The 26,054-nt window shown below is 63.5% G+C and carries 21 protein-coding genes; 13 read left to right on the top strand and 8 right to left on the bottom strand.

The window, feature by feature from the left end:
* Positions 1–125: 125 nt before the first annotated feature.
* Positions 126–1,139 (bottom strand): zinc-binding alcohol dehydrogenase family protein, encoded by a 1,014-nt coding sequence (locus LRX75_RS01365; protein WP_231811411.1) that lies wholly within the window; start codon positions 1,137–1,139, stop codon positions 126–128.
* A gap of 121 nt (positions 1,140–1,260) precedes the next feature.
* Between LRX75_RS01365 and LRX75_RS01370 the strand changes: the two genes are divergently transcribed.
* From LRX75_RS01370 to LRX75_RS01410, 9 genes are all read left to right on the top strand, one after another.
* The gene (locus LRX75_RS01370) at positions 1,261–1,656 is read left to right on the top strand and encodes a winged helix-turn-helix transcriptional regulator (RefSeq protein WP_231811412.1); all 396 of its coding nucleotides are present in this window, start codon (positions 1,261–1,263) and stop codon (positions 1,654–1,656) included.
* A gap of 96 nt (positions 1,657–1,752) precedes the next feature.
* The gene (locus tag LRX75_RS01375) at positions 1,753–2,700 is read left to right on the top strand and encodes an MYG1 family protein (RefSeq protein WP_231811413.1); all 948 of its coding nucleotides are present in this window, start codon (positions 1,753–1,755) and stop codon (positions 2,698–2,700) included.
* A 27-nt stretch (positions 2,701–2,727) separates the two neighbouring features.
* On the top strand, positions 2,728–3,210 hold the full coding sequence (greA, locus tag LRX75_RS01380; protein ID WP_231811414.1) for a transcription elongation factor GreA: 483 nt from the start codon (positions 2,728–2,730) through the stop codon (positions 3,208–3,210).
* A gap of 169 nt (positions 3,211–3,379) precedes the next feature.
* Positions 3,380–4,510: a LacI family DNA-binding transcriptional regulator gene (locus LRX75_RS01385; RefSeq protein WP_231811415.1), complete on the top strand. Its 1,131-nt coding sequence runs from the start codon at positions 3,380–3,382 to the stop codon at positions 4,508–4,510.
* A 101-nt stretch (positions 4,511–4,611) separates the two neighbouring features.
* Positions 4,612–5,880: an ABC transporter substrate-binding protein gene (locus tag LRX75_RS01390; RefSeq protein ID WP_231811416.1), complete on the top strand. Its 1,269-nt coding sequence runs from the start codon at positions 4,612–4,614 to the stop codon at positions 5,878–5,880.
* A gap of 124 nt (positions 5,881–6,004) precedes the next feature.
* A complete protein-coding gene (locus LRX75_RS01395; protein ID WP_231811417.1) occupies positions 6,005–6,916 on the top strand; it encodes a carbohydrate ABC transporter permease in 912 nt (303 codons plus the stop codon).
* A complete protein-coding gene (locus tag LRX75_RS01400) occupies positions 6,913–7,764 on the top strand; it encodes a carbohydrate ABC transporter permease (RefSeq protein WP_231811418.1) in 852 nt (283 codons plus the stop codon). Before LRX75_RS01395 ends, LRX75_RS01400 begins: the two co-directional genes overlap by 4 nt.
* Positions 7,765–7,774: 10 nt before the next feature.
* Positions 7,775–10,021, top strand: a complete 2,247-nt coding sequence (locus tag LRX75_RS01405) for a glycoside hydrolase family 2 protein (RefSeq protein ID WP_231811419.1) — start codon at positions 7,775–7,777, stop codon at positions 10,019–10,021.
* An 8-nt stretch (positions 10,022–10,029) separates the two neighbouring features.
* Positions 10,030–11,112: an ABC transporter ATP-binding protein gene (locus LRX75_RS01410; protein WP_231811420.1), complete on the top strand. Its 1,083-nt coding sequence runs from the start codon at positions 10,030–10,032 to the stop codon at positions 11,110–11,112.
* A 197-nt stretch (positions 11,113–11,309) separates the two neighbouring features.
* Here the strand turns inward: LRX75_RS01410 and melA (LRX75_RS01415) are convergent, their stop codons facing one another.
* The 6 genes from melA (LRX75_RS01415) to melA (LRX75_RS01440) form a co-directional block, all read right to left on the bottom strand.
* Positions 11,310–12,680, bottom strand: coding sequence for an alpha-glucosidase/alpha-galactosidase (gene melA, locus LRX75_RS01415; RefSeq protein ID WP_231811421.1), 1,371 nt, complete (start codon positions 12,678–12,680; stop codon positions 11,310–11,312).
* 16 nt (positions 12,681–12,696) lie between these two features.
* Positions 12,697–14,367 (bottom strand): ABC transporter ATP-binding protein, encoded by a 1,671-nt coding sequence (locus tag LRX75_RS01420; protein WP_231811422.1) that lies wholly within the window; start codon positions 14,365–14,367, stop codon positions 12,697–12,699.
* 13 nt (positions 14,368–14,380) lie between these two features.
* On the bottom strand, positions 14,381–15,466 hold the full coding sequence (locus LRX75_RS01425; protein WP_420851139.1) for an ABC transporter permease: 1,086 nt from the start codon (positions 15,464–15,466) through the stop codon (positions 14,381–14,383).
* A gap of 68 nt (positions 15,467–15,534) precedes the next feature.
* Positions 15,535–16,548 (bottom strand): ABC transporter permease, encoded by a 1,014-nt coding sequence (locus tag LRX75_RS01430; RefSeq protein ID WP_231811424.1) that lies wholly within the window; start codon positions 16,546–16,548, stop codon positions 15,535–15,537.
* A 139-nt stretch (positions 16,549–16,687) separates the two neighbouring features.
* On the bottom strand, positions 16,688–18,775 hold the full coding sequence (locus LRX75_RS01435; protein ID WP_231811425.1) for an ABC transporter substrate-binding protein: 2,088 nt from the start codon (positions 18,773–18,775) through the stop codon (positions 16,688–16,690).
* 116 nt (positions 18,776–18,891) lie between these two features.
* Entirely contained in the window at positions 18,892–20,358 is a 1,467-nt protein-coding gene (gene melA, locus LRX75_RS01440) for an alpha-glucosidase/alpha-galactosidase (RefSeq protein ID WP_231811426.1), read from the bottom strand.
* A 188-nt stretch (positions 20,359–20,546) separates the two neighbouring features.
* Between melA (LRX75_RS01440) and LRX75_RS01445 the strand changes: the two genes are divergently transcribed.
* Both LRX75_RS01445 and LRX75_RS01450 read left to right on the top strand, forming a co-directional pair.
* A complete protein-coding gene (locus tag LRX75_RS01445) occupies positions 20,547–21,470 on the top strand; it encodes an AraC family transcriptional regulator (RefSeq protein WP_231811427.1) in 924 nt (307 codons plus the stop codon).
* Positions 21,471–21,642: 172 nt separating this feature from the next.
* The gene (locus LRX75_RS01450; protein WP_113151528.1) at positions 21,643–21,786 is read left to right on the top strand and encodes a DUF1127 domain-containing protein; all 144 of its coding nucleotides are present in this window, start codon (positions 21,643–21,645) and stop codon (positions 21,784–21,786) included.
* 124 nt (positions 21,787–21,910) lie between these two features.
* Here LRX75_RS01450 and LRX75_RS01455 read toward each other — a convergent pair whose 3' ends face one another.
* A complete protein-coding gene (locus LRX75_RS01455) occupies positions 21,911–22,765 on the bottom strand; it encodes a LysR substrate-binding domain-containing protein (RefSeq protein ID WP_231811428.1) in 855 nt (284 codons plus the stop codon).
* 55 nt (positions 22,766–22,820) lie between these two features.
* Between LRX75_RS01455 and LRX75_RS01460 the strand changes: the two genes are divergently transcribed.
* Together LRX75_RS01460 and LRX75_RS01465 are read left to right on the top strand one after the other, a co-directional pair.
* Positions 22,821–23,876, top strand: coding sequence for a bile acid:sodium symporter family protein (locus tag LRX75_RS01460; RefSeq protein ID WP_231811429.1), 1,056 nt, complete (start codon positions 22,821–22,823; stop codon positions 23,874–23,876).
* Positions 23,877–24,028: 152 nt separating this feature from the next.
* Positions 24,029–26,053, top strand: a complete 2,025-nt coding sequence (locus LRX75_RS01465; protein WP_231811430.1) for a methyl-accepting chemotaxis protein — start codon at positions 24,029–24,031, stop codon at positions 26,051–26,053.
* The last annotated feature ends 1 nt before the right edge of the window (position 26,054 follow it).

Consider the following 26,054-nt stretch of genomic DNA (forward strand, 5'->3'; position numbering starts at 1 on the left):
CCACAGAAGGTCATGTGAAGACGAGGAATGCTTAATCGTGTTGCATGATGAAAATACGAGCACGCGACCGATTGTCAAGCGGGATGTGTGACGAGCCCCTGCGGCTGGCCGGCAGGGGCTTGGGATCAGAAACCTTCGAGCACGATCTTGCCGCGCGCCCTGCCGCTTTCGATGAGCGCATGCGCCTGTTTCAGGTTCTTCGCATCGATCGGTCGCAGCACGTTCGTCACGGTCGTGCGGATCCTGCCGGCGTCGATTAGGGCGGCGACCTCGGCCAGAAGCTTGCCCTGCTCGTCCATGTCGGGCGTCTCGAAGATCGAGCGGGTGAACATCAGCTCCCAGTGGATGGACACGGCCTTGCGCTTGAAGCCGGTGACGTCGAGGGTTTGGGGATCGTCGATCAGGCCGAAGCGGCCTTGGGGGGCGATGAGGCTGGCAATCTCGGCGAGGTGTCGGTGTGTTTCCGTGGTGGAAAACACGAAGGCCGGGGCGCCGATGCCGAGGGCCGCGATCTGGTCTGCGAGCGGCTTGCTGTGATCGATGACGTGATGCGCGCCGAGTTCGCCGACCCAATCCCGCGTCTCCGGGCGGGACGCCGTCGCGATGACGGTCAGGTCCGTGAGGGCGCGGGCGAGCTGTATGGTGATCGATCCGACGCCGCCGGCGCCGCCGATGATGAGAATGGCGTTTGCCGCGCCCGCAACCGGTTTGCGCACGTCGAGACGGTCGAACAGCATCTCCCACGCCGTGATGGCCGTCAGCGGCAGAGCGGCCGCTTCGGCATTCGACAGCGACGACGGCTTGCTGGCCACGAGCCGCTCATCGACCAGATGGAATTCGCTGTTTGCACCTGGGCGCAGCAGCGAGCCGGCATAGTAGACCACGTCGCCGGGCGCGAACGCCGTGACAGCGCTGCCGACCTCCACGACCCGACCGACGGCATCCCAGCCGAGCACTTTCTGCGCGCCTGCGTCCGGAGCCACGTTTTTCCGGATCTTGGTATCCACCGGGTTCACGGAGATCGCATCCACGGCAACCAGAAGATCGCGGGGCCCCGGCGTCGGCTTGGGAATATCGATGTCGATGAGCGCGTCGTCGCGCTCGATGGTGCCGGCTTCGGTATAGGCAACTGCTTTCATGATCGGGGTCCTCGTGTCCTTGCCACCGGCCTGTCCGGTTGCTTCTCTCTGGATATGCGCATACGCTTGACGAAATGGAATACGCACAAAGAGCGTACATAGTGTCGAAAAGGATACCGTCATGGCGAAGATCCGGCATTCCCGGTTCGATTGCAGCCCGGGTTGCTCCGTCGAAGCGGCGATCGGGCTGATCGACGGCAAGTGGAAATCCGTCATTCTGTTTCACCTCCTGTCGGGCACGCGACGGTTCAACGAGATTCGCAAGACCATCCCCAACGTGACGCAGCGCATGTTGACCAACCAGCTGCGCGAGATGGAGGAGGACGGCCTGATCGCGCGCAAGGTCTACGCACAGGTTCCGCCGAAGGTGGAGTACAGCCTGTCGCCGCTCGGCCGGTCGATGGAGCCGGTGCTGCTGGCGCTGAAGCTGTGGGGAGACGCCAATCTCGGCCTCTATGGCAAGCCGAAGGTCACCGACACGTCCGCGGCGACGTCCGGTGACAAAGCGGCGGCCTGAGGGCGACGCCGTTAAACGGGTTGAGATTAGGGGGGCGAGCGGCTATCTGATGGACACGCGCAGGCGCGACCCTCCTGACAGAACAAGGCATCCGGCATGACCCCTACCTATCTCGTCACCCATTCCGGTGGCTTCCATGCCGACGAGCTTCTGTCGAGTGTCATCCTGACCCGGCTTTACCCGGAGGCGAAGATCGTTCGCAGCCGGGCGCCGGAGTGGATCACCGCCGGCGCGGACCGGATCGTCTACGATGTCGGCGGCGCTTATGACGCGGAAACACGAATATTCGACCACCACCAGCGCGGCGCACCGGTTCGCGACGATGGCCAGCCCTACAGCTCCTTCGGTCTGGTCTGGCGCCATTTCGGGCAGGCCTATCTCCATGCGTTCGGTGTTCCCGAGGCGCATGTGGCGGCGATCCACGCCGCCTTCGACGGCAGCTTCGTCCTGCCGGTCGATCTGGTCGACAACGGCGCCCTCAGCCCTTCGACGGCAGGCCTTCTCGCCGGACTGACGCTTCCGGCCCTGCTCGAAACGCTGAAGCCGGTCTTCGACGAGGCCGACCCGGACGCGGAAACCCGGAGCTTTCATGCCGCGCTCGCCATCGCGCGCAGCTTCATGGAGGCGGCCGTCGGCAAGGCGGCGGCCAAGCTTCGGGCAGAGGCTCTGGTCATGAGCGCGATCGAGGCCGCAGGGCAGGGGCATATTCTGGAGCTTCCGCTCGGCATGCCCTTCCGGTCGGCGGTGGTCAAGGCCGGGGCCGATCAGCTGCTCTTCGTCGTGCATCCGCGCGACAAGGACTGGTGCGTCACGGGCATTCGCCGCGCGGACGAGGGGTTCGAGCTTCGTGCCGATCTGCCGGCCGCCTGGGCCGGGCTGACGAATGCCGACCTCGAAGCCGCAAGCGGCGTGGCGGGCGCGAGCTTCTGCCACAAGGGCCGCTTCATCGCGGCCGCCCGGACGCGCGAGGCGGCTCTTGCCCTGGCGCAGATCGCCGTTGCCGAAGCCTTGGCCGAGCAGGCAGGCGTCGCCGCCGTCGCCTGATGGCGGCGCGGTTCAGGGAGGTTCGGAATGAGTGTCGCCTTTACCAAGGAAGAAAGCTTCGAGACGGCATCGGAAACGCTCGTTCCGGACCGTCCGATCTCGGAGCATCCGAACCTCGTGACGCATGAGGGTTTCGCGGCGCTGGAGGCGCAGCTGGAGCTGGCCCGAACCGCCTATGCCGCGGCGAACCTGATCGAAGACGTCAACGAGAAGCGCCGGCAGGCGGCCACACCGCTGCGGGACCTGCGCTATCTCCAGGCCCGTCTCCGCTCCGCGCAGGTCATGCCTGAGCCGGCATCCGCTGCAGCCGTCGCCTTCGGCAGCACCGTGACGTTTTCCCGCGATGACGGCCGGGTTCAGACCTACCGGATCGTCGGCGAGGACGAGGCGGACCCAAAGGCCGGGACGATCTCGCATGTCTCGCCGGTTGCGGCCGTTCTGATCGGCAAGAGCGTTGGCGATGTCGTCAGCGTCAACGGTCAGGAACTGGAGATCGTCGCCATCGCGTAGAGCAGTGCGATGCGCAGACGTCGCGACGGAATGACCGGGCGAAGCGGCATCCGGGTAAAAATCTCCGATTCTGACCTCTAAACAGGTAAATATTTACTGACAGCCGGTCGGCAATGAGGCAAATTGCGCCGTCCCGTCACCGGCGTTCCGCATCGAGCTTCAGCATAACATGGTCACCATCAAGGAAATCGCGAAAGCTGTCGGCGTATCGTCCGCGACGGTTTCCCGCGTCCTCAACTACGATCCCGCTCTCTCAATTTCCGCGGCCAAGCGGCAGGCGATCATCGAGACGGCGGAAGCGCTGAACTATGCCACGCCCCGCAACCGCGCCCGCCAGAGCGAAGCCTTGCAGCAGGAGGCCTCGCAGAACGGAGCCGGTCATCACAGTGGCGCCGGGCCGAGCCTCCTTCAGAGGCTCGCCATCGTCCATTTTCTGGAGCCGTCCGACGAGGTGGCCGACCCGTATTACGTCGGCGTTCGTCTCGGCATCGAGAACCGGTGTCGCGAGTTGCGCACCGATATCGTCAAGGTGTTCCACTCCGACACCCTGCCCGACGCTGCGCTTCTGGCGGAGGTGGCCGGTGTCATCGTCATCGGCAAGCATTCCGACAACGAGATCGCCTGGCTCGACGAACATTGTCGCCACATCGTCTTCGCCGATTTCGTGCCGTCGTCCGATCGGTTCGACTGCGTTCACAGCGATCTCGTCGCGGCGACGCACAAGGTATTGGATACGCTACAGGATCTCGATTACGACCGGATCGCCTTCATCGGCAGCTACGAGCATCTGAATGGGGAAACCCAACGCTTTGGCGAGCGGCGCTGCAAGGCCTATATCGACTGGCAGACGGCGCGCGGCACCTTCGACGCGGATCTGCTGGTGCTTGGCGAAAGCTGCGATTCCGGGCAGAACCTCCGGCTTGAAACCGGCTACGAGCTTGCCCGTCAGCTTCTGTCGCGGCGTCCGCTGCCGGATATCATCCTGACCGCGAACGACAATATGGCGATCGGCACCTATCGCGCCGCGCGGGAGGCGGGCCTGTCCATTCCCGACGACGTGGCGCTCGTCTCGTTCAACGATATCCCCGTGGCGCAGTTCCTGACGCCGCCGCTCTCGACCGTGAAGATCCACGGGGAGCACATCGGCGAGACGGCGGTGAACCTGCTGCTCGAGCGGCTGGGCGGTCGGAGCTATGCCAAGATGGTGACGATCCCCACCGAGACGATCTGGCGCGGCAGCTGCCGCAATCCCGACAGCGCGAGATCGCAGGTGCAGCACGACGTTTTCGCAGCGCGATAAATATTTACTAAATTTCTGTTGCCCTCCGGCAAAGTTTAGGAAATACTCTCTCCCAAGACAGGTGGAGCTGTCTCATTATCGGGACTTCAGGGAGGAAGACCATGCATTTTCAGCGTATTTCCAAGACCTTCGCGGCCATCGCTCTGGCGGGCACGAGCGTCTTCGCCACCACCGCGGCCTTTGCCGGCGAGATCACCGTCTGGTGCTGGGACCCCAATTTCAACGTCGCGATCATGAAGGAAGCCGGTGCGCGCTATACCGCCAAGCACCCGGAAACGACGTTCAACATCGTTGACTTCGCCAAGGCCGACGTCGAGCAGAAGCTGCAGACGGCCCTGACCTCCGGCACGACGGATGCGCTTCCCGATATCGTCCTCATCGAGGACTACGGTGCGCAGAAATACCTGCAGTCCTTCCCCGGTGCCTTCGCGCCGATGTCCGATACGGTTGATTACGCGGGCTTTGCGCCGTACAAGGTCAAGCTGATGACGGTGGACGATCAGGTCTACGGCATGCCGTTCGACAGCGGCGTGACGGGCCTCTACTACCGCAAGGACTACCTGGAGCAGGCCGGCTTCAAGCCAGCCGACATGCAGGATATCACCTGGGATCGCTTCATCGAGATCGGCAAGGTGGTCGAGGAAAAGACCGGCAAGAAGATGCTCGGTCTCGACATCACCGATGCCGGCTTCACCCGCATCCTCATGCAGTCGGCCGGGCAGTGGTACTTCGATGCCGAAGGCAATCTCAGCATCGAGAACAACACGGCGCTGAAGGCGGCGCTGGAGACGCAGCAGAAGATCCTCAAAGCCAACATTCACAAGCCGGCCGCCGGCTGGACGGACTGGGTCGGCACCTTTACCTCCGGCGATGTCGCGACGGTGACCACCGGCGTCTGGATCACCGGAACGGTGAAAGCGCAGGCCGATCAGTCCGGCAAATGGGGCGTCGCGCCGCTGCCGAGCCTCGGCATCGAGGGCGCGACACATGCCTCCAACCTTGGCGGCTCCAGCTGGTACGTGGTCGAAAGTTCGCCCGAGAAGAAGGAAGCCATCGACTTCCTGAATGAGGTCTATGCCAAGGATGTCTCGTTCTATCAGGACATCCTGACGACGCGCGGCGCCGTGGGCTCCTTGATGGCGGCCCGCACGGGCGATGCCTATATGCTGGCCGATCCGTTCTTCGGCGGCGAGAAGGTGTGGCAGAACTTCTCGGACTGGCTTTCCAAGGTGCCGCCGGTCAATTACGGCGTCTTCACCAACGAGGTCGATACCGCCGTGACGGCGCATCTGCCGTCGCTCGCCCAAGGCGCCGACATTGCCACGGTGCTGAAGGAAATCCAGTCGCAGGCCGAAGGCCAGATCCAGTAAGCGGTTCCTCCCGACCGCGCAGCGGTGTCGCGCCTCCCTCCCGGCGCGGCACCCGCTTCTCGCCCCGGCCCCCTGGGTCTGGTGCTCGAGCGCACTTTCCATGCAACAGGTCCCGGTCGAAACCATGGCTCACGCGAAAACAGGTGGCGCGCGAACGCGCGGGCTCAAGCGCTATTACGACGTCAACGGTTGGCTGTTCATCGCGCCCGCCATCGGCCTGATCGGCCTGTTTCTCATCTATCCGATCTTCCGTTCGCTCTACCTCTCCTTCTTCTCCGGCAGGGGCATGATGATGAAGTTCGCGGGCTTCGGAAACATCACGCGGCTGAGCGGAGATCCAGTGTTTCTGAAGGCGCTGACCAACACGACGATCTTCTTCGTGGTGCAGGTGCCGATCATGATCGTGCTGGCGCTGATGCTCGCCTCGCTGCTCAACACGGACCGGCTCAAGTTCGCCGGCGTCTTCCGCACCGCCATCTTCCTGCCCTGCGTCGCCTCGCTGGTCGCCTACTCGATCCTCTTCAAGAGCATGTTCTCGATCGACGGCATCATCAATCAGGTGCTGCTGGCGGTCGGCATCATCGGATCGCCGATCGGCTGGCTGACCGAGCCCTTCTGGGCCAAAGTCCTCGTCATCCTCGCCATCACCTGGCGGTGGACCGGCTATAACATGATCTTCTACCTCGCTGCCCTGCAGAACATCGACCGCTCGATCTACGAGGCCGCCCGCATCGACGGTGTGCCCGCCTGGGCGCGCTTCGTTCACCTCACCATTCCCATGCTGAAGCCGGTGATCCTGTTCACCACCATCATCTCCACCATCGGCACGATCCAGCTGTTCGACGAGGTCTACAACCTCACGGAAGGCAAGGGCGGGCCGGCGGATGCGACGATCACGCTGTCGCTCTACATCTACAATCTCACCTTCCGCTACATGCCGAGCTTCGGCTATGCGGCCACGATTTCCTACGTGATCGTCGTCATGGTGGCGGTGCTGTCCTTCCTGCAATTCTACGCCGCACGGGAGCGTTCATGACCGCCGTCTCCGCCAACCAGACCGTTCCGGCCTCCCGGGCAGGCCGTCTCCTGCCGCGCGCCGCGACCTACGTCGCCCTGTCGGTCGCCGCCTTCGTTTCGGTCTTTCCCTTCATCTGGATGATGATCTCCTCGACCAATACGTCGATCGACATCATCAAGGGCAAGGCGACCTTCGGCAGCGCCTTCTCCACCAATGTCGCGAACTTCTTCGCGCAGGTCGATGTCCCCTTGGTGTTCTGGAATTCGGCCAAGGTGGCGATCCTCGCCACGCTGCTGACCATCGCCGTATCCTCGCTTGCCGGCTACGGCTTCGAGATGTTCCGCTCGAAGATGCGCGACCGCATCTATTCGCTGGTTCTGCTGACGCTGATGGTGCCGTTCGCGGCGCTTATGATCCCGCTGTTCATGATGATGGGCAAGGCGGGGCTGATCAACACGCACATCGCCATCCTGCTGCCGACGATCGCTTCCGCCTTCATCATCTTCTACTTCCGACAGGCGACGAAGGCCTTTCCGACCGAACTTCGGGATGCCGCCAAGGTGGACGGGCTGAAGGAGTGGCAGATCTTCCTCTACATCTACGTTCCCGTGATGCGCTCCACCTACGCCGCGGCCTTCGTCATCGTCTTCATGATGAACTGGAACAACTATCTCTGGCCGCTGATCGTTCTCCAGTCGAACGACACCAAGACGATCACCCTCGTCGTCTCGTCGCTGGCCTCGGCCTACTACCCCGATTTCGGCGTGGTCATGATCGGCACGATCCTCGCCACGCTCCCAACCCTTCTCGTCTTCTTCGTCATGCAGCGCCAGTTCGTGGCCGGCATGCTCGGTTCTGTGAAATAGGATGTCGACAATGCGTCAATATGAAAGCTTCAACGGCAACTGGACCTTCAGCGAAGGCTTCGACGCGACCAAGGCCGGCGAGCCGCTGAGCGGGGAAACCGTGCGCCTGCCGCACACCGCCGTGGAGCTGCCCTATAATTATTTCGACGAAACCAGCTATCAGAAGGCTTTCACCTACCAGAAGGTCATCACCTGGGAGGCCGGCTTCGAGGGTCGCGAGGTCTCGCTCGTTTTCGACGGCGCCATGGCCGACAGCGAGGTCTATCTGAACGGCGAGAAAATCGCCTTCCACCGCGACGGATACACGCCCTTCGAAGCGCGGCTGACCGCCGGACTGAGGCCGGGCGACAATATCGTCACCGTCAAGATCGACGGGTCCGAGAACCCCGAGATCCCGCCCTTCGGCGGCATGATCGATTATCTCTGCTATGCCGGCATCTATCGCGATGTCTGGCTGAAGGTCGCAAGTCCGGTCTCGATCCGCAACATGAAGATCGAAACGCCCGAGGCGCTGTCGGCCAGCAAGGTGTCGGTGCGCGTCGATCTCGCCAACCCGCAGAACCTGCCGACGGCAGGCACGATTCACATTTCGATCGCCGACAAGGCGGGCACCGTGGTCGGCAAGGGCAGGGCGGACGTCGCGAGCGACAGCACGATGCTCTTCATCGACGGCCTCACGGGTCTCGCCCTCTGGGAGATCGATAATCCCGTGCTCTACACGCTGACGGCGACGCTCGAGACCGCATCCGGCACTGATGCCCTGTCGAGCCGGTTCGGCTTCCGCACGGCCGCCTTCACGCCGGACGGCTTCCTGCTGAACGGCAAGCCGCTCAAGCTGCGCGGGCTCAACCGGCATCAGGCCTGGCCCTATTCCGGCTATGCCATGGGCCGGCGCGCGCAGGAGAAGGATGCGGATATCCTGAAATTCGACCTGCGCTGCAACATCGTGCGCACCTCGCATTATCCGCAGGCGAAAAGCTTCATCGAGCGCTGCGACAATATCGGCCTTCTCGTGTTCGAGGAAATTCCGGGCTGGCAGCATATCGGCGGCGAGACCTGGAAGGCGGAATCGATCGAGAACGTGCGTCGCATGATCGAGCGGGACTGGAACCACCCGTCCATCATCATCTGGGGCGTGCGCATCAACGAGAGCCAGGACGACCACGATTTCTACGCCGAGACGAACCGTCTGGCGCGCGAACTCGACACGACGCGCCAGACCGGCGGCGTGCGGTTCATCACCAATTCCGAGCTGCTGGAAGACGTCTACACCATGAACGACTTCATCCTCGGCCAGGAGGAGATGCCGGGCAACAATCGCGGCCGCGTGGTGTTGCGCGACCGGATCGAGACGACGGGCATCACCCGGCCGATCCCCTATATGATCACCGAATATAACGGCCATATGTACCCGACCAAGCGCTTCGACCAGGAGCAGCGGCAGGCCGAGCACGTGACGCGTCACCTGCTGATCCTCGACGCGGTCGCCGGCCGCGACGACATCTCCGGTTCTACCGGCTGGTGCATGTTCGACTACAACACCCACAAGGATTTCGGTTCGGGCGACCGCGTCTGCTATCACGGTGTGCTCGATACGTTCCGCGAACCGAAGCTCGCGGCCTATGCCTACGCATCGCAGGGCGAGCCGGAAGGCGGCGTCGTGCTGCAGCCCGTGACCTACTGGGCGCGCGGCGAACGCAATATCGGCGGCGTTCTGCCGCTGATCATCCTGACGAACTGCGACTATCTGGAGATCAAGTTCGGCGATTTTGAACCCAAGCGCGTCGAGCCGGACCGGGAAACCTATCCCCATCTCGCCCATCCGCCCGTCGTTCTCGACATGCGCAATGTCACGCCGTCCGAATTCGGCACCTGGGGCCGGATCTGGCGCGACGGCGTGATCACCGGCTATGTCGGCGGCAAGGCGGTCAAGACCGTGGTGCTGCCGGCTGATCCGCTGCCGACGACGCTGCAGATCGCGCCGGATGACACGCAGTTGCGGGCCGGCGAGAAGGACGCCGTTCGCGTCATCGTCCGCGTGCTCGATCAGGGCGGCAACATCCTGCCCTTCTTCGAGGAGCCGATCCGCTTTACCGTGGCGGGACCCGGCCGCATCATCGGCCCGTTGCTGCAGAGCTTCAAGGGCGGCGTAACCGGCTTCTGGCTGGAGGCGGGCGACACCGCAGGCACCATCACGCTCTCGGCGGAGTGCGGCCTGTTCGCCGCCCAGACCGTCACCTTCACCGTCAGCGCATAGGAGCCGGAATGGCCGACGTCACCCTCACCGACATCCGCAAGACCTTCGGCGCGCTCGACGTCATCAAGGGTGTCGATCTCGACATCAAATCGGGCGAGTTCGTCGTTTTCGTCGGACCGTCCGGCTGCGGCAAGTCCACGCTGCTGCGCATGATCGCCGGGCTGGAGGACATCACCTCCGGCACGCTGGAAATTGGCGGGCAGGTGATGAACGATGTCGATCCCTCGAAGCGCGGAATCGCCATGGTGTTCCAGTCCTACGCGCTCTATCCGCATATGACGGTGCGCGAGAACATGGGCTTCGCCCTGCGGTTTGCGGGCCAAGACAAGGCGGAAATCGCGCGCCGCGTGGACGCGGCCGCAAAGATTCTCGAACTTGGACCTCTAATGGACCGCAAGCCGAAGGCGCTCTCCGGCGGGCAGCGGCAACGCGTCGCCATCGGCCGCGCCATCGTGCGCGAGCCGGACGTCTTCCTCTTTGACGAGCCCCTGTCGAACCTCGATGCGGAATTGCGTGTCCATATGCGTGTCGAGATCGCCCGGCTGCACAAGGAGCTGAACGCCACCATCGTCTACGTCACCCACGATCAGGTCGAAGCGATGACGCTCGCCGACAAGATCGTGGTCCTGCGGGCCGGCATCGTGGAGCAGGTCGGCGCGCCGCTCGATCTCTATGACGATCCCGCAAACCTCTTCGTTGCCGGCTTCATCGGCTCCCCACGCATGAACGTCTTTGCCGGCCGGGTGATCGGCGCCAGCGGCACCTCCGCCGTCGTCACGCTCGACGGCTTCGCCGACAAGGAAATCGCCGTGCCCCTGCAGGGTCCGTTGCCGTCTGCCGGCACACCGATCCGCCTCGGTATCCGGCCGGAGCATTTCACCGATACCGGCGAGGACAGCCTGTCGATCACCATCGACATGTTCGAGCATCTGGGCGGCGAGACCTTCGCCTATGGACGCTCGACCTCCGGCGAAACCATCGTCGTCACCACCCGCAACGGCCGCAGCCTTTCGGCGGGCCATGTGCTGAAGGCGGGCTTCGACCCGACGCGGGCGCTGCTGTTTGCGGAAGACGGCAAGCGTATCCGATAACGACCAGAAACGTCGAATGTCGAAGCGCCGGAGCCCGTGGCGAGGCTCCGGTGCTTCTTCTTTTGGGACGGAGGCGGTTGTCAGCGGCCTCTCTCTCCTTCAACGGACCGAATGGCAGGAGGCCATCCGGTCCGTCCGCGCGGCGGCGACGATGTCGTCTCGACCCGGGAGGCAGGTCGCGCGCGATGTCTGTCCGGTCAAGCGGCGCGGACCTTCTTTTCGATGCGCGCCCACTGCGGAATCCACGTGTCATGCGCGATCAGCAGATCGTCCACGAGAGACCAGATCTGGTCGAGATCGAGCTCGGCAGCCGTGTGCGGATCCATCATGGCGGCGTGATAGAGATGTTCGCGGTTCTCCGTCATCAGCGCTTGAACGGTGAGTTCCTGCACATTGATGTTGGTGCGCATCAGGGCGGTCAGCTGCGGCGGCAGCGCCCCGACGAAGGTCGGGTGGATGCCGTTCTCATCGACCAGGCAGGGCACCTCGGCGGCGCAATTGTCGGGCAGCGAGGTGATGCAGCCATTGTTGCGCTGGTTGCCGTAGATCACCGACGGCTCGCCGGTCCAGACGGAATTGACGATCGAAGACGCATATTCCTTGGATTTCTTCACCTCGATCTTGTCGGCGGAGATGTAGGCCGCGGCTTGGCCCTTCCAGCGCTCGATCTGCTCGACGCACCGCTTGGGGTACTCATCGAGCGGGATGCCGAACTTTTCGATCAGGTCCTCGCGACCCTCCTTGATGAAGTAGGGCGTGTATTCGGCGAAGTGTTCCGAGCTCTCTGTGACGAAGTAGCCGAGACGCGTGAGCATTTCGTAGCGCACCTTATTCGGGCAGCGCGGGTTCCAGGTCGGCTTGGGTGCACGGCCTTCGCGGTAGCCGCGCAGGAGGTCCGGGTAGAGATCCTTGTAGGAGCCGTCGGACTGCCTGTGCTCGAACTTCAGGTAGAAGGCCATGTGATTGATGCCGGCCGAGGTGTAGCGGATCTCCTCGTAGGGGATATCGAGATCCTCTGCGAGTTCCATTGCGGTCCCCTGCACGGAGTGGCACAGGCCGACCTGCTTGATCTTCGGATATTTCTCGGCGATCGCCCACGTGTTGATGGCCATCGGGTTGACGTATTGCAGCAGGATCGCCTCCGGGCAGACCTGCATCATGTCCTCGCAGATCGACCAGAGATGCGGCACGGTGCGCAGGCCCCGCATGATCCCGCCGACGCCGAGCGTGTCGGCGATCGTCTGACGCAGGCCGTATTTCTTCGGCACCTCGAAATCGGTGACCGTGCAGGGCTCGTAACCGCCGATCTGAAAGGCGACAACCACGAAGTTGGCACCGTCGAGCGCGCGCTTCTGGCTCGAATGCATCTCGATGGTGGCCTTCGCGCCGAGCGACGAGATCAGCTTGCGGACGATGACCTCGCTTTCTGCCAGCCGTTCCGCGTTGATATCCATCAGCGCGATCTTCGCGCCGGAGAGAGCCGGGCGCTGAAGGATGTCGCCGATGATGTTCTTCATGAACGTGGTCGATCCCGCGCCGATGAAGGTGATCTTGGGTTGTCTGGTCATGGGGGCCTCTTTCTGCTCAGGCTGCAACGTTGAAGGCGGCTCGGACGAGCCGTTCGGTGTAGTCGGTCTTGGGGTTGGACAGGACATCGGCGACGGGGCCTTCCTCGACGATCTTTCCTCTCTGCATCACCGCGACCCGGTGGCAGAGCGCGCGCACCACCTTCAGGTCGTGGGAAATGAAGAGATAGGACAGGCCGCGCTCGTCCTGCAGCTTGCGCAGGAGGTCGATGATCTGGGCCTGGACCGAGAGATCGAGCGCCGAGGTCGGCTCGTCGAGAAGAATGAACTCCGGCTCCAGCGCGATGGCGCGGGCGATCGCGATGCGCTGGCGCTGGCCGCCGGAGAACTCGTGTGGGAACCGCCCGAGGATATTGCCCGGCATGCCGGCGCTGGCCAGCGCGTCGTAGATCCGCCCCAGCCGCTCGTCGCGCGTGGCGCCGAGACGGTTGACGATCAGGCCTTCCTCGATGATCTGGCCGACCGACATGCGCGGGTTGAGCGAGGAGAACGGGTCTTGGAAGACGATCTGCATGCGGGCGCGCAGCGGCCGCATCTCGGTGCGGCCGTAGGACTGGATCGCCTCGCCGTCGAACGTGATCTCGCCGCTCTCGGGGTTCAGGAGCCGGATGAGCGCCTGCCCGAAGGTCGTTTTGCCGGAGCCGCTTTCGCCGACGATGCCCAGCGTCTCGCCGCGTTTCAGCGTGAGGCTCAGATCGTTGACGGCGAGAAGCTCGCTGAAGACCGGCTTGAAGAAACCGCCGGATTTGAGCGTGAAGGCGACGCGAACGTTGCGGCCTTCGAGGATCACGGGCGCAGTCTCGGCGATGGGCTTGACCGTGCCGCGCGGCTCGGAGGCGAGCAATTTGGCGGTATAGGGATGGCGCGGATCCGCGAACAAGGCCTCGGTGGTGTTGTGCTCTCGAACCTGGCCGGCGCTCATCACGTAGACATAGTCCGAAAACTGCCTGACGACGGTGAGGTCGTGGGTGATCAGGATCACGGCCATGTTCATTTCGCGCTGCAAAGAGCGGATCAGGTTGAGGATCTGCGCCTGCACTGTCACGTCGAGCGCCGTCGTCGGTTCGTCGGCGATCAGCACGTCCGGCTTGTTGGAGAGGGCCATGGCGATCATGACGCGCTGGCGCTGACCTCCGGAAAGCTGGTGCGGATACTGGTTCAGCCGCGCTTCCGGCTCGGGGATCTGGACGTGGCGCAGAAGGTCGAGTGCTTCCGCCATGGCCGCCTTCCGGCTCATGCGGCGGTGGACGAGGATGGCTTCGGCAATCTGGGCGCCGATCGTGTAGACCGGATTGAGCGAGCTCATCGGCTCCTGGAAGATCATGGAGATCCGGTCGCCGCGCAGTTTCCGCCGGCGGTTTTCCGAGAATTTCAGCACGTCTTCGCCCTTGTAGGCGATGGTGGAGCGAGGGCTGGTCACCGCGCGTTTCGAAAGCAGACCCATGATGGTGCGGGCGGTGACGGACTTGCCGGACCCGCTCTCCCCGACGATGGCGATGGTCTCGCCACGGTGGAGCTGGAAGGACACGTCCTTTACGGCGCTGACGATGCCGTGTTCCACCTTGAAATCGACGGCAACGTTGCGGGCATCGATGATCGGCGCGTCCGTGTGCTGCGCAAGGTCGCAGCGCTCGACGGGGGCCGTGACGGAGATGTCTGAGGTCGTCATGGTCTCGCTCCTCTCAATAGGGGTCGATGGCATCGCGCAAGCCGTCTCCGAGCGCATTGAACGCGAAGACGGTGATGAGGACGATGCCGACGGGCGACAGGATCCAGGGATAGGACCCGATGACGGAATAGGTCGAGGTATCCTGCAGCATCAGCCCCCAAGAGATCAGCGGCGGCTTGACCGCGAAACCGAGGAACCCGAGGAAGGACTCCAGAAGCACCACGCTCGGAATGGCCAGCGTGACCGCGACGATCACATGACTCATGACGTTGGGAAAGATGTGCTGCAGGATGATGCGCCGGTCGCTGGCACCGACGGCGATGGCGGCACGGACATAGTCGATCCGCGCCAGCGCCAGCGTCTTGCCCCGCACTTCCCGCGACATCTGCGCCCAGCCGAGTGCCGATATGACGCCGACCACGAAGACGAGGAACACATGCGTGGGCGCTGTGACCGGGATCAGCGAGGTCAGCGCGAGGTAGAGCGGCAGCTGCGGAAAGGCGAGCACCAGTTCGACGAAGCGCTGCGTCCAGGCATCGAAGCGGCCGCCGAAATAACCCGAGACCATGCCGACCGTGGTGCCCACGACGGTGACGATGAACACGACCGTTAGCGCAATGGACAGCGAGATGCGGGAGCCGTAGAGCATGCGGGAGAGGACGTCCCGCCCGAACTTGTCGGTTCCCAGAAAATGGATCGGCGAGCCGTCCTGCGTCCCGATCAGGTGCCGATCGAGCGGAATGAGGCCGAGCAGGCGGTACGGCGCGCCCTTGACGAAGAGCCCGATGATCTGCGGGTTGTCGTAATCCGGGCCGATGATCGGCTGGAACGTGACCGGATCGAGGTCCGCTGTTTCCCGCACCGGGTAGACCCGCGGGGGGAAGACGAAGTTGCCGTCTTTGTCGGTGAAGCTCGGCAGTTGCGGCGGCGAGAAGCCGATATTCGTCGCCTTGGGATCGACCGGCGACAGGAAATCCGCAAAGACCGCCGAGACGAGCAGCAGGCAGACGAGGATCAGACCGAGCATGCCCGTCCAGGATTTCTTCAGCCGCCGCCAGACGAGCGACAGATAGCTCTCGTTGCGATGGCGTTCGCTCATCCGGGGTTCGGTCTGGTGCTGTTCCGCGGCGGAGGTCGCGATCGGCAGGGTGGCCTGGGTTTCGAAACTCATGCGGTGGCCCCTCCCATCTGGCGGACGCGGGGGTCGAGGGCTGCGAGCAGGAGATCGGCGATGATATTGCCGACGATCAGGGTGGCCGAGAGCACGAGCATGAAGGTGGCGGTGACGTAGACGTCGCCGACGGCCATGGAGCCGACGATGGCCGGACCGACGGTCGGCAGAGCGAAGATGATGGCCGTCTCGATCTCGCCGGTCAGCATGTAGGGCAGGACGACGCCCTGATACATGACCAGCGGATGCAACGCGTTCGGCACGGCATGGCGCAGGATCACCTTGCGCTCCGACAGGCCCTTGGCGCGGGCGGTCTCGACATATTGCGCATTCAGCGTATCGAGCAGATTGCCGCGCATGACCCGCATATTATAGGCAAGGCCCCCGAAGGTCGCGATGGCGATGACCGGCCAGACGTGCTTCAGGAGGTCGACGAACTTGTCCCAGGACCAGGGCGCGCCGCCGTAGCGGGCCGACTGGAACGAGCCGATGTCGCTGACATTGAAGTGAAACACCATGATATAGACGATGATCAGCGCCATCAGGAAGCGCGGCACGGTCATGCCGAGAAACGAGATGCCGGAGAGCAGCGTATCCACCCAGGTATATTGCCGGGTCGCCGCGAGGATGCCGAAGGTGATGCCGATGACGGATGCGAGGATGTGGCAGACGAGTGCCAGCGCCAGCGTGCGGGGCAGGCGTTCGCCCACCACCTCGGACACCGGCTTGTTGTAGAACAGGCTGTGGCCGAAATCGCCGCGCGTGACGATGCCCGTGATCCAGTTGACGTATTGAAGGGGCAGCGGTTTATCGAGGCCGTTCGCGATCTTGTAGGCCTGCGCCTGCGCGTCGGCCTCCTCGAAGGAGGCGCCGCCCTGATTGATCGCCTGCGAACGGATATAGTCGCTGTAGTCGCCGGGTGGCGCCTGGATGATGGCGAAGGTGACGACGCTCAGGACGAAGAGCACCGGCAGCGCGGAGGCGATCCGCACAAGCAAAAACCTGAGCATGTCGTATCCTTTGGAAAACCGGCCGCCGGGCGCGACCCTGCCATGCGCCCGGTCGGTCATTTTTCTCTGCCGCCGGAACGCCCGGCGGCGGTGATGTCAAAAGGCCCCGCCCCGATCCGCTGATCGGGCCGGACCACGATCAGTTGATCGGGCCGGGGTCTCCGGGCTTGCCGGGCAGCTGCTGCTTAAAGAGCTCGTAATCGCCCTGCTTGTCGGCGCTGACGAAAACGCGTTCGCGCAGGATCGTGTCCTCTGCCCAGTTGAACATGTAGATCGGCGCGCCCGGGGGAATGTTGGAAAAGCGCTTATTGATGATGAGCGCGCCCGGATACTCGGTCAGGCCGACCGTATCGACGTTCTCGGTCGCGATCTTCTGGTATTTCTTCATCAGGTCCTGCCGCTCGGCATTGTCGTTGGATGCGATGAAGCTGTTGACGGTCGCGACCATCTCCGTCTCGAACGGCATCAGGTCCATCGTGCCGTCAGGCCCGGCACGATGGTGCCAGCTGGTGCGCGGCCCGGTCGGGGCGAGCTGCGGCGTGTTCTGGACGACGGAGGAGATCTCCGATCCGTGCCGCAGGAGCGTCCAGTCGAACCGTCCGGCATCGCGGGCCGCATCGCGCTTGACGCCGTCGAGCGAGTTGAGCGTCACCTTGATTCCCAGCTGCTCCATCTGCCCGATCACGCCTTCGGCCAGATTGCGGTCCGTGCCGTAATCGGAGGTCGAGAGCAGCACGATCTGCACATCGTCGCCACCGGCCGTTCCTGCGGGAAAATTGACGAAGCCGTTGCCGTCCGTGTCCTTCAGGCCGATCTTCTCCAGAAGTGCCTTGGCGCCCTCAAGGTCGAAAGGATAGTAGACGGTCGACTGGCGGTCGTAGAAGCTCGTGCCGGAGGAGATGCCGCCGGGATAGATCGAGGTAAAAGGACCCTTCACGAGGCTGTCGCCGATCTTCTTGCGATCGACCGCCATGGTGATCGCCTTGCGGAAGTCGCGATTGCGGTTGAGCGCACGCACGGCCTTGGCCCGCTCGTCGGGCTCGCCCCAGCCATTGGCCGAGAAGTTCATGTGAAGATTGTAGCCGATGAGGCGCGCGCCGAAAGCGAGGCGGGCAGGGGCGCTTTCCTGCGCGGCACGCTTCAGGCTCTCGACGAAGTTCTCCGGCTGCTCGAGGTTCGAGAAGTCGCCGGAGCCGGCAATCGCCTGCACGTCGCGATCGGCCCAGGTCGAAAGCTTGTAGTGCAGCTCGTTGACATAAGGCAGCTGGTGACCGGCTTCGTCGACCTTCCAGTAATACGGATTGCGGCGCAGCACGATCATGTCGTCCGGCCGGTAGGAAACGGGAACCCAGGCCCCCATGACCGGGATGTTCATGTACTGGGCGGGAAAGCCGTTCTTGTACTGGTCGTAGGTGACGTCCTTGTTGTATTTCGGATGCTTGGTTTTCAGGATATGCGCCGGCCCCGGGCAGAAGGTGCCATAGGCCATGGCGAAGAGGTGCTGGCGCGGGAAGGCATCCTTGAAGGTCCATTCGACCGTGTAGGCATCGACGGCTTTGAGCGTCGTGCCCTCGCCGAACGTCTCGGGCGAAGCGCCGTTGAGCGGCGTCACATTCGGATCGACCACATTGTCGTTCCAATAAAACATGACGTCGTCGGAGGTGAAATTGACGCCGTCCGACCATTTCGCACCCTCGACCAGATGCATGGTGAGCTTGTGGCCGTCCTGCGACCACTCCCAGCTCCGCGCGAGGTTCGGCAACGGCTCGACGTCATCAGCCTTGACCTGAAAGAGCGGCGCAGTGCGCGTCAGGCACTCCGACATGGCGATGTCGATGCCGCCCCAGCCCTGCGTCTGCCCGGCGGAATAGTTCCAGCCTTCCGGCCGTCCGCCGATGACGTGGCGAAGCGTATCGCCATAAACGCCGATGCCGTCCGGCATGTTGCCCGTCTTGTAGACCAGCGGCTCCTTCGGCAGGCGCTGTTCCACCGGCGGCAGCTTGCCTGTCGCGACGAACTTTTCCGTCACCCAGTCCGGCTCGCTGTATTTCGGCAGTGCCTTGAACTCGAGGATCGAGTCGCGCGGAACATAGGTGATTTTGCCTTGCCCGGGGAAGGGCGGCGCTTCCGGCGCGACGGTCGGCTCGGAGGCCGAGGCGGTCATCGCGAAGGCGGATACGCCGAGCATCAGCGCGGCAACGGCCCTCAGATGGCGGTTCGATGTCATGGTCCTGTCTCTCCCTCAATCTTTGCCGTCCGGTTTCCCCGGCTGCGGCACTCCTCCGGAAACATGCCGGTCCGCCTCTCCTCCAGATGCGGGCCGGCCGATGATTCGAGCCGGTCTCAGCTCGCAGCGCGCAAGTCGGCCTTCTCGGCTCTTAGCTCCTCGATGGAGCGAACCTCGCGCCGGGCGACGCCCTTCCAGTCGCGGGTCTTCACAGTGGCGTGTTTCAAGCGTTCGCTGGCTTCCGGGACGGCATGCGCATATTGCGGCAGCCATTCGGCCTGGGCGACGACCATCTCGTCCACCATCTGCCAGACCTCGTCCGGCGTGCAGATCGCGCCGACCAGCGGATCGTGCAGAACGGCAAGCTTCAGAAGGTCGATGTCGCCGGAGATCGCGGCGTGGACCGACATGCGCTGGACGTTGATCGACGCGATGCAGGTTGCCGCGCAGGCCTCCGGCAACGTGATGCCGGCGACCATGTTGACGCCGAAGCGATCGACGAAGCCGGGGGATTCGATGATGGCATCGGCCGGAAGATTGGTGATGACGCCGTTGTTCTTGACGTTGAAATGCCCGCGATAGACACGGCCCGTCTCCAGCGCTTCGAGAATGTGGCTGGCATGTTCGTTTGAACGCCGGGACGGATCGAGCGGCTTGCCGGCGCTTTCCAGGAACTGCGGAAACTCCGTTTCGAACCAGTTGCGCGTTTCCGTGGAATAGCGGAGATAGCCGCCGGTCTCGCCATGGATCCAGTCCGACATGTCGATCCAGCGGGTGATTTCCTCCGGCCGCTTGCGATACCAGGGCAGGTATTCGGACAGGTGACCGTTGCTCTCGGTGGAATAGACGCCGAAGCGCTTGAGGACGTCGATGCGCAGCTTCTCCTGCTGCGAGAACACCGGATGCGCCTCGAAGGCGGCGACCAGCTCGTCCTTGCCGATCCTGCGGCCCTTCAGGCGAACGTCCGTGAACCAGGTCTGGTGGTTGATGCCCGAGCAGATGAAGTCGAGGTCGCCGTCTTTCGCGCCGAGGATCTCGGCGATCTGCTCGCCGCCATGCTGGACGCCATGGCAGAGGCCGATCGTGTCCACCTTGCCATATTCGATCGCCGCCCAAGTGTTCATGGCCATGGGGTTGGCGTAGTTCAGGAATTTCGCGCCCGGCTCCGCAAGCGCGCGGATGTCCTTGCAGAAGTCGAGGATGACGGGAATGTTGCGCTGGCCGTAGAGAATGCCGCCGGCGCAGATCGTGTCGCCGACGCACTGGTCGACGCCATATTTCAGCGGAATGCGGATATCGTCCGCATAGGCGCCGAGCCCGCCGACGCGGACGCAGCTGATGACATAGCGCGCGCCTTCGATCGCCTTGCGGCGATCGGTCGTCGCGGTCACCCTGGTCGGCAGACGATTGGACTCGACGATGCGGTCAAGAATCGTCTTGATCATCGAGAGGTTCTGCTCGCTGATGTCGGTCAGCGCGACCTCGATCTCGGCGAATTCCGGTACGGACAGGATGTCCGTGAAAAGCTTCTTGGTGAAGCCGACGCTGCCAGCGCCGATGATGGCGATCTTGAAGCTGCTCATGGCGGTCTGTGTCCTCCGAATGGGTCTTGTCGTTGAGCCGGGTAAAATCGCGCGGTCCAGGCGATGCAGGAGGCCCTTCCGGCTCCGCGTGCGGCTGTCATGATGCGCTCTGTACTCTCCCGGTATTGCTCCCTTGGACGGCATTATGCGTATAATACCGAGACGTGATAGAGAGGGATTGTGCTTTCATGGGTAATTCTATGCTGCAAAGACTGATGGCCAGCGGACCCTGCATGAAGACGGTTTCCCTGCCGCGCGGGCGGCATCGGCTGCACACCATGCCGACGAGCACCGGCTACGAGATCCGCGAAAAACCCAACTACGACTGGGACGGGCGCAAGAGGGGACAGACGCCGTTCACCGTCCTCCAGCACACCATCTCCGGCGCCGGCAACCTGCGCTATGACGGGCGAGCCTACCGCGTCATGCCCGGGGAAACGCTGCTGGTGACCGTGCCGGACAATCATCGCTACTGGCTGGAGCCGGGCGGGCGGTGGGAGTTTTTCTGGATTTCCATGAATGGTGAGGAGGCGATGCGCCTGCACCAGGCCATTCTCTCCGCCAATGGGCCGATCCTCTCGCTCCAGCCGGAAACGATCGAGCACCTTGCAGACTGCAGCTACCGGCTGATCCATGGCGGCGGCGAGATGCCGGGACGGGCCTCGGCCATCGCCTACGAGGCGGCGATGGCGCTTTATGACGACGTCTTCGGGGCGCATCCGGTGTTCGGGCAGGAATATCGCACCATGCAGCATGTCCTGACCCACATCTCCGACAATCTGGAGAAGCCGCTTCCGGTGGAAGACCTCGCGCGTGTTTCGGGTCTGAGCCGGGCGCATTTCTCCCGCGTCTTCAGCGCGACCGAGGGCATGCCGCCAGCGGAGTTCGTGCTGCGCAAGCGGCTGCAGCGCGCCGCCAAGCTGCTGACGCAGGCTGCCAATCTCTCGGTAAAGGAGATTTCGCTGATGTCGGGTTTCGAGGAGCCGAACTATTTCGCCAAGGTCTTCCGCCGGCATTTCGGTGCCAGTCCGACCGAATTCAGGACGACGGGCATGTATGCGAGCGTTGTCGAGCCGCGCAAACTGTCGGAAGAGAGCGCCAAGATCAGATAAGTCTTACAGATCCGTTATGCCGCGCGACTCCGAGGCATGCGGCTCATGCATATGTCACCTGAGGCTTTCGCGCTGGTCGACGCTGCGGTGCACGCGTATAAAGATCTCAACACAGCGGATGAGACGAAACAAGGGTTTCGCCAGCGCTGTAGACCTTGGAAAGGGGATCATCATGAACGTAGCACGCTCTTTCAACAATTGGCGCAAGTACCGTCAGACGGTGACCGAACTCGGCCGCATGTCGACGCGCGAACTCAACGACCTCGGCATCTCCCGCTCCGAGATCACCAGCGTCGCCCGCGCTGCCGTCCGCTAATTCCGGTCTCGGCTTGCCGCGCCAGCGGACGCTGCACGGAACAACGGCCAACGATCTGCCTCACGCCCGCGATTGCCGCGGGCGTTTTGCGTTTTGCGCGCTCTGCGGCGGCGCGTGAGATGACTTACGCATGGTGCGGCGCGATCTGTGCGACGATGAGGGTCGACAGCGCATCGACCAGCGCGGCGTCTGCACCACGTCTCTGCACCAGCACGAATTCGACATCCGCAAGCGGTGGCAAACGGTCTGCCGAGACCTCGCGCAGGCCGCTCGGCGCCATGCTGCGCGGCTGGACCAGAAACCCCATGCCCGCGCGCGCCGCTGCGGTCAGCCCGCTCAGGCTGCCGCAGGTGCAGACGATCCGCCACGGCATGTGCGCCGCGTCGAGCGCTTCCTGCGCGATGCGACGCGTGATCGAGGGCGGGGGGAAGGCGATGAGAGGCAGGGCGTTCCCGCGCGAGAGCAGCAGATCGGGATCCTGCGCGAGCCAGACGAGCGGTTCGCGGTAGAGCAGCCGCCCGTGCGTCTCCCCGATATGCCGTTTGGCAAGCACCAGATCGAGATCGCCGGCATCCTGCATCTGGTTCAGGACCGCGCTGAGGGCGACCGTCATTTCCAGATCCACCAGCGGATAGAGCCGGATGAAGTCCGCAAGGATCGCCGTCAGACGGCTGGCCACGACATCCTCGGACACGCCGAGCCGCAGGCGGCCGCGCAACCGGTTCTCGCCGAAGAGGGCGGCCACCTTGCCATTCAGGTCGAGCATGCCACGGGCGTGGCCGAGGAGCGCTTCACCCTCCGCGGTCAGCCGCACCTGATGCGTGTCGCGGAACACCAGTTGTCGCCCAAGCGCCTTTTCCAGCCTCTGGATATGCTGCGTGACCGTGGATTGGCCGATACCGAGACGCACCGCCGTCTCCGTAAAGCTGCCGGTCTGCTCCAGCATGACGAAGCTGGCGAGATGTGTCAGGTTCAGCACGGTTATCTCGTTTTATAATGACTGTTAGTGTTTGCATCTGGAAACATGATAAGCGATGACGCAAGCCAACTTCAAGGCAAGACCTGCCGCCAAGAGCTACCACGGGATCGCAACCATGCGCCGCTATCTGCCCGATACCTTCACCCTCCTCCTCGTCTGCACCGTCATTCTCGCGTCGTTCCTGCCGATCCACGGCGCATATGCCGATGTGTTCGGCATCGCGACGGACATTGCGATCGGGCTTCTGTTTTTCCTCCATGGCGCGCGCCTGTCGCGCGATACCGTGGTGGCAGGCGCGCTGCACTGGCGGCTACACCTGACGATCCTTCTGACGACGTTCTGCATCTTCCCGCTTCTGGGTCTCGCCATCGGCCTCATCCCGACATCGGTTCTCGCAGCGCCGCTCTATACGGGCATCCTGTTCCTCTGCGTGCTGCCTTCGACGGTGCAGTCCTCGATCGCCTTCACATCGATGGCCGGGGGAAACGTTCCCGCAGCCATCGTCTCTGCCTCCGGCTCCAATATTTTCGGCATGTTCCTGACCCCGTTGCTGACGGGTCTCGTGCTGTCCACCACGGGCGGCGGCGGGTTCTCCTGGGATGCGCTGCAGAGCATTCTTCTGCAGCTGATGCTGCCCTTCGTCGTCGGGCAGATCCTGCAGCCTTGGATCGGCAACTGGATCCGTTCGCGCAAGAAGCTGCTGATGCCCGTCGATCGCGGCTCCATCCTGATGGTCGTCTACCTCGCATTCTCCGAGGCCGTGATGGAGGGGCTGTGGCACACCTTCTCGCTCGGCGACATCGCGGCCGTCATCCTCGTCGACATGATGCTTCTGGCCACCGTTCTCTGCATCACCATGTTCGGCAGCCGCCTTCTCGGCTTTTCCAAAGAGGACGAGATCACCATCACCTTCTGCGGATCGAAGAAGTCGCTCGCCAGCGGCGTGCCCATGGCCAATGCCATTTTCGGCAATGCCTCGTCGTCCGTCGGCGCCATCGTGCTGCCGCTGATGCTGTTCCACCAGGTCCAGCTCATGGCCTGCGCGGTGATCGCTCAGAAATATGCCGCGCGCCTGAAGGAGAAGACGGAGGCAAAGCCGCTCGCCGCATGAGGCCGCTCAAAGGGGAACCGTCGGCCGCCCTGATCGCGGCTGCGGCGGTTTTCTTTTCGCAATTGCGAATGCGACCGCCCCCGTAAACCATCACTTAAAATTCCCGCCTTATGGTGCCGCCATTCGTTGTTGCGTACGGTATGAGGCATCTCGTGAAACACATTCCGATCATTGGTAAATTCCTGAGCCTGATGGGCGTTTTCGCGCTCTTTTCCCTGGGCGTCGCGTTCTATTCCGGCGATCGGATCATGAAGACGGATGATGCCTACTCGGCGCTGCTGATGCAGCAGTCGAAGGCCGCGACGGAACTGGCTCTGGCCAATCAGGCATTCCAGAGCGCGCGGGCTGCGGCCGGCACGTTGATGATCGTCACCAGCGAGGCGGCCAAGGCGAGCGCATCGGCCGAGCTTCAGGCTGCCAAGACACAGTTCGCCACGGAAATGGATGCAGCATTGGCTGCGACGCCCGACAATACGCGCATCACCGAACTGAAGACCCAGGGTCTTGCCGTCCTCAACGAAGCCTGCGGCAACGCGTTTACGCGCGCCACGGCCGCACGGGGCTCCCAGGAGCGCCTGAGCGCGCAGGGCGCCTTCCTGCGGGAATGCGAAATGCAGTTCGCCCCGATGAGTCAGGCCATGGCGGAGGAAACGAACGAGCTCCTTGTCATCGCGAATACCAAAAGCGACGTGTTGACGACCGAATCCATCCAAACCTACTGGCTGACGATTGCGCTGGTCGTGATGGGAACGCTGGCCGTCATCTTCGCGGCATTTTTCGCCATCCGCGCCTGGCTCGTCCAGCCGATCGATGCGCTCGGCAGCGTCATGCAGCGGCTGGCGACCGGCGACCTCGACGCCGAAATCATCGGCACGGATCGCCGCGACGAAGTGGGTGGCATGGCGCGTGCTGTCGAGGTGTTCAAGGAGAACGGCCTGAAGGCGCGGACGCTGGAGGCGGAGGCCGTCGAGCAGCGCTCGATGAGCGAAGGCGAGCGTCGCCGCCAGGCGGAACGGGAGCACGAGCGTGCCGAAGCGATGGCGCAGGCGACCAGCGGTCTCGCCAAGGGTCTGACGCATCTGGCCTCCGGCGATCTGAGCTTCCAGCTCACCGAGCGCTTTGCCGATGATTTCGAAACGCTGCGCACGGACTTCAACCGCGCCGTCGAGCAGCTGCGCGACACGCTGAGCGCGGTCGCGGACGCCACGGGCTCGATCGACAGCGGATCGCGCGAGATCAGCCAGAGCGCCGACGACCTGTCGCGCCGGACGGAGCAGCAGGCAGCCTCGCTCGAGGAGACCGCCGCCGCCCTCGATGAAATCACCGCCAATGTCGCGAGTTCCTCGAAGCGTGCCGAAGAAGCCCGCACAGTCGCCGTGCAGGCCAATGACAGCGCCCGCCAGTCCGGCGCGGTCGTGACCAGCGCGGTTGATGCGATGAGCAAGATCGAGCAGTCGTCCAACCAGATCTCCTCCATCATCGGCGTGATCGACGAGATCGCCTTCCAGACCAACCTGCTGGCGCTCAATGCCGGCGTGGAAGCGGCGCGTGCCGGCGAAGCCGGCAAGGGTTTCGCCGTGGTCGCCCAGGAAGTGCGTGAACTCGCCCAGCGCTCGGCCAAGGCTGCGAAGGAAATCAAGGACCTGATCCGCAATTCCTCAGGTGAAGTGCAAAGCGGCGTCCAGCTCGTCAGCCAGACGGGCGAGGCGCTGAAGACGATCGAAACCTACATCGTCACCATCAACCAGCACATGGACGCCATCGCGACGTCCTCGCGCGAACAGTCGGTCGGCCTTGCCGAGGTGAACACGGCCGTCAACCAGATGGATCAGGTGACGCAGCAGAATGCGGCGATGGTGGAAGAAGCCAATGCGGCCGGTGCCACGCTTGCCGCCGAAGCTGCCCGGCTGAAGGATCTCGTGGCCCGCTTCCAGTTCGGCGGTGCCTCCGCGGCCAGCTACGCGCCTGCGGCATCCTACGCGCCGGCAGCGCCGTCGAATCCGGCCCCCCGCGTCAAGACGCCGAGCCGGCCCGCACTGGCTTCCGTCACGCGGGCCGCGCCCGTTGCGTCACCGGCCCGAAAGATGGCGAACACGCTCGCTCGTGCCTTCTCCGGCGGGTCCGCCAGCGCCGCACCTGCCGCCGCCGCGGCACAGGACAACTGGGAAGAGTTCTGAC

This window comes from Rhizobium quercicola, assembly GCF_021168455.1.
Classification (GTDB): Bacteria; Pseudomonadota; Alphaproteobacteria; order Rhizobiales; family Rhizobiaceae; genus Ferranicluibacter; species Ferranicluibacter quercicola.

Bases quoted from the DNA above. Each gene is read 5' to 3' on its own strand.
- LRX75_RS01365 (WP_231811411.1), bottom strand. From the start codon at position 1,139: ATGAAAGCAGTTGCCTATACCGAAGCCGGCACCATCGAGCGCGACGAC.
- LRX75_RS01370 (WP_231811412.1), top strand. From the start codon at position 1,261: ATGGCGAAGATCCGGCATTCCCGGTTCGATTGCAGCCCGGGTTGCTCC.
- LRX75_RS01375 (WP_231811413.1), top strand. From the start codon at position 1,753: ATGACCCCTACCTATCTCGTCACCCATTCCGGTGGCTTCCATGCCGAC.
- greA (WP_231811414.1), top strand. From the start codon at position 2,728: ATGAGTGTCGCCTTTACCAAGGAAGAAAGCTTCGAGACGGCATCGGAA.
- LRX75_RS01385 (WP_231811415.1), top strand. From the start codon at position 3,380: ATGGTCACCATCAAGGAAATCGCGAAAGCTGTCGGCGTATCGTCCGCG.
- LRX75_RS01390 (WP_231811416.1), top strand. From the start codon at position 4,612: ATGCATTTTCAGCGTATTTCCAAGACCTTCGCGGCCATCGCTCTGGCG.
- LRX75_RS01395 (WP_231811417.1), top strand. From the start codon at position 6,005: ATGGCTCACGCGAAAACAGGTGGCGCGCGAACGCGCGGGCTCAAGCGC.
- LRX75_RS01400 (WP_231811418.1), top strand. From the start codon at position 6,913: ATGACCGCCGTCTCCGCCAACCAGACCGTTCCGGCCTCCCGGGCAGGC.
- LRX75_RS01405 (WP_231811419.1), top strand. From the start codon at position 7,775: ATGCGTCAATATGAAAGCTTCAACGGCAACTGGACCTTCAGCGAAGGC.
- LRX75_RS01410 (WP_231811420.1), top strand. From the start codon at position 10,030: ATGGCCGACGTCACCCTCACCGACATCCGCAAGACCTTCGGCGCGCTC.
- melA (WP_231811421.1), bottom strand. From the start codon at position 12,680: ATGACCAGACAACCCAAGATCACCTTCATCGGCGCGGGATCGACCACG.
- LRX75_RS01420 (WP_231811422.1), bottom strand. From the start codon at position 14,367: ATGACGACCTCAGACATCTCCGTCACGGCCCCCGTCGAGCGCTGCGAC.
- LRX75_RS01425 (WP_420851139.1), bottom strand. From the start codon at position 15,466: ATGAGCGAACGCCATCGCAACGAGAGCTATCTGTCGCTCGTCTGGCGG.
- LRX75_RS01430 (WP_231811424.1), bottom strand. From the start codon at position 16,548: ATGCTCAGGTTTTTGCTTGTGCGGATCGCCTCCGCGCTGCCGGTGCTC.
- LRX75_RS01435 (WP_231811425.1), bottom strand. From the start codon at position 18,775: ATGACATCGAACCGCCATCTGAGGGCCGTTGCCGCGCTGATGCTCGGC.
- melA (WP_231811426.1), bottom strand. From the start codon at position 20,358: ATGAGCAGCTTCAAGATCGCCATCATCGGCGCTGGCAGCGTCGGCTTC.
- LRX75_RS01445 (WP_231811427.1), top strand. From the start codon at position 20,547: ATGGGTAATTCTATGCTGCAAAGACTGATGGCCAGCGGACCCTGCATG.
- LRX75_RS01450 (WP_113151528.1), top strand. From the start codon at position 21,643: ATGAACGTAGCACGCTCTTTCAACAATTGGCGCAAGTACCGTCAGACG.
- LRX75_RS01460 (WP_231811429.1), top strand. From the start codon at position 22,821: ATGACGCAAGCCAACTTCAAGGCAAGACCTGCCGCCAAGAGCTACCAC.